Source organism: Vibrio sp. 10N.222.48.A3 (assembly GCF_041475345.1).
GTDB classification, from domain to species: Bacteria; Pseudomonadota; Gammaproteobacteria; order Enterobacterales; family Vibrionaceae; genus Vibrio; species Vibrio tasmaniensis_A.
Genome location: NZ_JBFRVX010000953.1, coordinates 1 through 3,785 on the forward strand (window position 1 = coordinate 1; position 3,785 = coordinate 3,785).

General features: G+C 38.0%; 2 protein-coding genes and 1 pseudogene. 1 reads left to right on the forward strand and 2 read right to left on the reverse strand.

The genetic code is table 11. The features are described from left to right. Nucleotides 1–1,010, forward strand: a 1,010-nt coding sequence (locus AB4653_RS22290; RefSeq protein WP_372105368.1) for a methyl-accepting chemotaxis protein, incomplete at its 5' end; no start/stop codon positions are given. 292 nt (nt 1,011–1,302) lie between these two features. Here AB4653_RS22290 and yciA read toward each other — a convergent pair. Together yciA and AB4653_RS22300 are read right to left on the reverse strand one after the other, a co-directional pair. Continuing rightward, entirely contained in the window at nt 1,303–1,716 is a 414-nt protein-coding gene (gene yciA / locus AB4653_RS22295; RefSeq protein ID WP_017082562.1) for an acyl-CoA thioester hydrolase YciA, read from the reverse strand. A gap of 1,076 nt (nt 1,717–2,792) precedes the next feature. After that, nucleotides 2,793–3,785: pseudogene (locus tag AB4653_RS22300) on the reverse strand (MARTX multifunctional-autoprocessing repeats-in-toxin holotoxin RtxA); the annotation flags it as partial.

Consider the following 3,785-nt stretch of genomic DNA (forward strand, 5'->3'; position numbering starts at 1 on the left):
TTATTATACACATATTGGTCTTAAAACCTGTTGGCGGTTCTCCTAAAGATATTGCTTTGTTGATGGAATCCATGGCTAAAGGAAATCTTCGTCAAAATATAAAAAAAACAGGGAATGAAACAGGGATATATCGTTCACTCATTAATTTTTCTGAACAACTATCTAATTTGATTAAAAATTCACATGGAATTGCAGAGAATGTCTCATCTGCCTCACAACAACTCACTGTAGTTATGTCAGATACAATACAAAACGTTCAATATGAACTATCTCAAGTTGAACAGATATCTACTGCTATTAACGAGCTTTCGACATCCTCACTAGAAGTAAGTGATAAAGCAACAATGGCCGAAGAAGAAACACGAGCAAGCCAAAATAATGTTGAACATGGTATCAAAATATTGAATGAAAACCTAAACTTTACCAATGAAATTAATAACTCAGTTAGTAGTACAGCTCGAATTATTGAAGAGTTGAGTGAATTTGCGGAGGAGATCGGAACTGTTATAGAGGTTATAAACGCCATCTCAGAACAAACAAATTTACTAGCACTCAATGCTGCAATAGAAGCAGCCCGAGCCGGTGAAGCTGGACGAGGGTTTGCTGTAGTCGCTGATGAGGTAAGGAACTTAGCCTCAAAGACGCAAACCTCCACCATCAGCATTAAAGGTATCATCGAAAAATTGCAAATTCAATCTGAAAAAGCGAACCGGAATATGGGAGAGAACGTGTTATTAATCAAGAAATCCGTATTTCTAGCTGATCAGATAAAGTCTTCATTTGAAGAGATATCTACAACAATCGAGTCAATCTCTAATATAAATACACTCGTAGCCAATGCATCCCAACAGCAATACAACGTCACTGAAGAAATTTCAAAAAACGCAGTACGAGCTTTCGATTTGGTACAGCAGAACGTTTCATCAGTTAATCAAACACTACAGGCATCAAATGAGCTAGCGCTCTTAGCAGAATCTCAAAAAAACGAACTAACCATTTTTAAAGTATAAATATCTAGGCAGGTCTAACGAAGTCAAACACTAGTTAGCCTGCCCATAACTAAATCAATCCAAGACAATATTATTCTTTGATATTCATGTTTTCCATTGATATGGATAAGATCGCCAGCTCCCTCTCTTCCCTCTTCATAAGTAATATTTAAACATCGCCAATTTTTAGCCATCTTACTTAGCCAATTAAAAACCTAACTTCCAAAGATAGCTTTAAATATTTCATTTAAAAAAGTAACTATAGTTCACCGTTGAATGTTAATAGTTTAATATAACTAAAGCCTCAAGCTATTTAATCAGAAAATTTTTGAACCAGTCTTGGCTTCCCTGACAAATCTATAGCTACATAATTAAAATTAGCTTCACATACTTGGAATCTTAGATTAACCTTATCTTCTTGAATAGGTTTTACCCAAACTTCTAAATCAATCGACATTGATGTTCTACCAATTTTAACGCATTCACCATAACAACAAACGACATCACCAACCTTTACTGGTTTTTTAAAAGTGATACTTGATACTGAAACTGTTGCTATCCGTCCTCCAGATATTTCTTGAGCTAGGATTGCTCCAGCTAAATCAAGCTGTGACATTATCCACCCCCCAAAAATATCACCATTCGCATTAGTATCTGCAGGCATAGAAAGAGTACGTAAAAGAAGCTGTCCTTTTGGTTTTTGTTTAGTATTGATTGAAGTACGCAAGATATATTCCTATATTCTAAATATATTCTTATATTTAACCATATTTAAGTTTAAAATTCAGCTTTGAAAATGTTTTATTTTTCACAGATTTTGATACTGTTGTTATGCACTTCTTATTCCATTAACATCGATGCTGGATTGAGCCACATTCTAAGATTGATTTAGCTCATTAATCGGAAAGTCGGAACCTTTAAGCTCTATAGGAAAATTAGCTGACTAAGGTACATATGCATAAAAACATACTAACAACCTACCGGAGAATTCTAATTCCTCAAGCTCATTCACCACTAGTGACCCCCTTAGATCGTAAAATTACTGTTTCAAATATTGCTCGAACGTGATAATCGGAGTGAACTTTCCACTGGGCTATTGCATCACTTTTTAACACTCCTATTGCGTCATATCTCGAATGCCCAGGCTCCCAGTTACTTGTATTTTTACGCTGTGAGGTTAACGGAATAATACCTTTTCGGGGCAGTACTTAATGGTACACCTTCGTATCACAAGCTCCGTTACCTGACATATCATTGCTCTTTCTTCGAGGTAGATTAAGTAATGTTGGCAGCACTACACTATTACTACATCGACGAGGTTTACCTCTACACAAAGATTTCATGCGTACCTACATCCACTGTGAGATAGAGCGTTCGCCAAGTTCTCCGTTTTCATGGCCGTACTTTCTGACTTTCTATTCGTCCTCGCCAAACACTTTAAAAACAGAGAATCAATGAAATCTTGTAGCGTTCGAAGCGGGAGATATGATGCTCTTTTTCATAGAAGAGCATTATCTGAGTCGTCAAACCCTCTACGTCGCTTTCCATGGCGTATCGCACATTTCCATACTTTAATCACGCATCATTAATACAGAGTAACATAACCACTCTTACATATTACGCGATGATATTACCACCAACTCGATCTATGCAACAACGTATGCCTTAACCACCTAACAATCAGACACTTTAAAAATGCTTTCCAGATGAAGTTAAATCAATCATTGTATGAGAATTAAAATAAAAAAGCCGGCTTCAAAAAGAAGACGGCTTAGATTAATGTTTGAAATTATAGTTTATTAGCTATGCAAAAGCGTTTTTCCCTCTAGAAACATCGGACCATGCCTTAGTGATAGCAACTCGAGACTTACTATCAAGGTTATCCATAAAGCCATTGTCGCCACCCTGAGGCGCAAAACCACTCATAGCTTGAACCAATGCGTCAATCGAGGTGGCAGATAACGCGGTATAATCTCGTTCACCTTTCGCATCCTTATCTCTCATATCAACAACAACTTGTGCACGATTACCATTGAAGTAATCAGCGAAAGTGACAGAACCAATATGTTCAAACTTCGCTTGGTTAGTATCGCTTTCAGGATCACGTAATATAGAAAGTTTTAAATCATAACCACTACGCTCAAACCACAGTTTATTCCAATCAATGCCATTGAACACAATCTTATCTTCACTACGGATGTCTTCAACAAGGTTGTCGATAACATCACCGCTCACGACAAAACTGTCGACACCAGTCCCACCTTTGAATGTATTTTGGTATCCACCAAGTACCATCAAATCATGTCCTTCACCGCCATTGAACTGACTGAACTTTGACATGGCCGCTGCAATCAAGTGATCGTCCCCTTCCTCGCCGTTCAACACTGCGTGATAACCCAACAGCTTGACCACATCGTTACCAGTGTCAGCATTGATACGATTATAGTTCCCAAAGACATTGGCAAAGTCGTTCCCCGAACCTAACTCTACTTGGTTGTTATTACCGATCGTAACTGAGTAATCTTGCTCATCACCTGTATCCACGCGGTTATAATTACCAGAAGTCACAACATAATCTCGCCCTGTTCCGGTATCAATTTGTCCACCTTCCCCAAAGACAAATGCTTGATCATTACCAGCACCAAGGAAAACATGGTTAATTCGTCCAGCGACCACAGCAGTATCATTACCTTCACCACCAAACATCATATTTTCACGCCCCATAAGAACGCCCATATCATTACCTTCACCGCCGGTAAAAATATTGGATGTACCAGTTGCGTAATACACATCGTC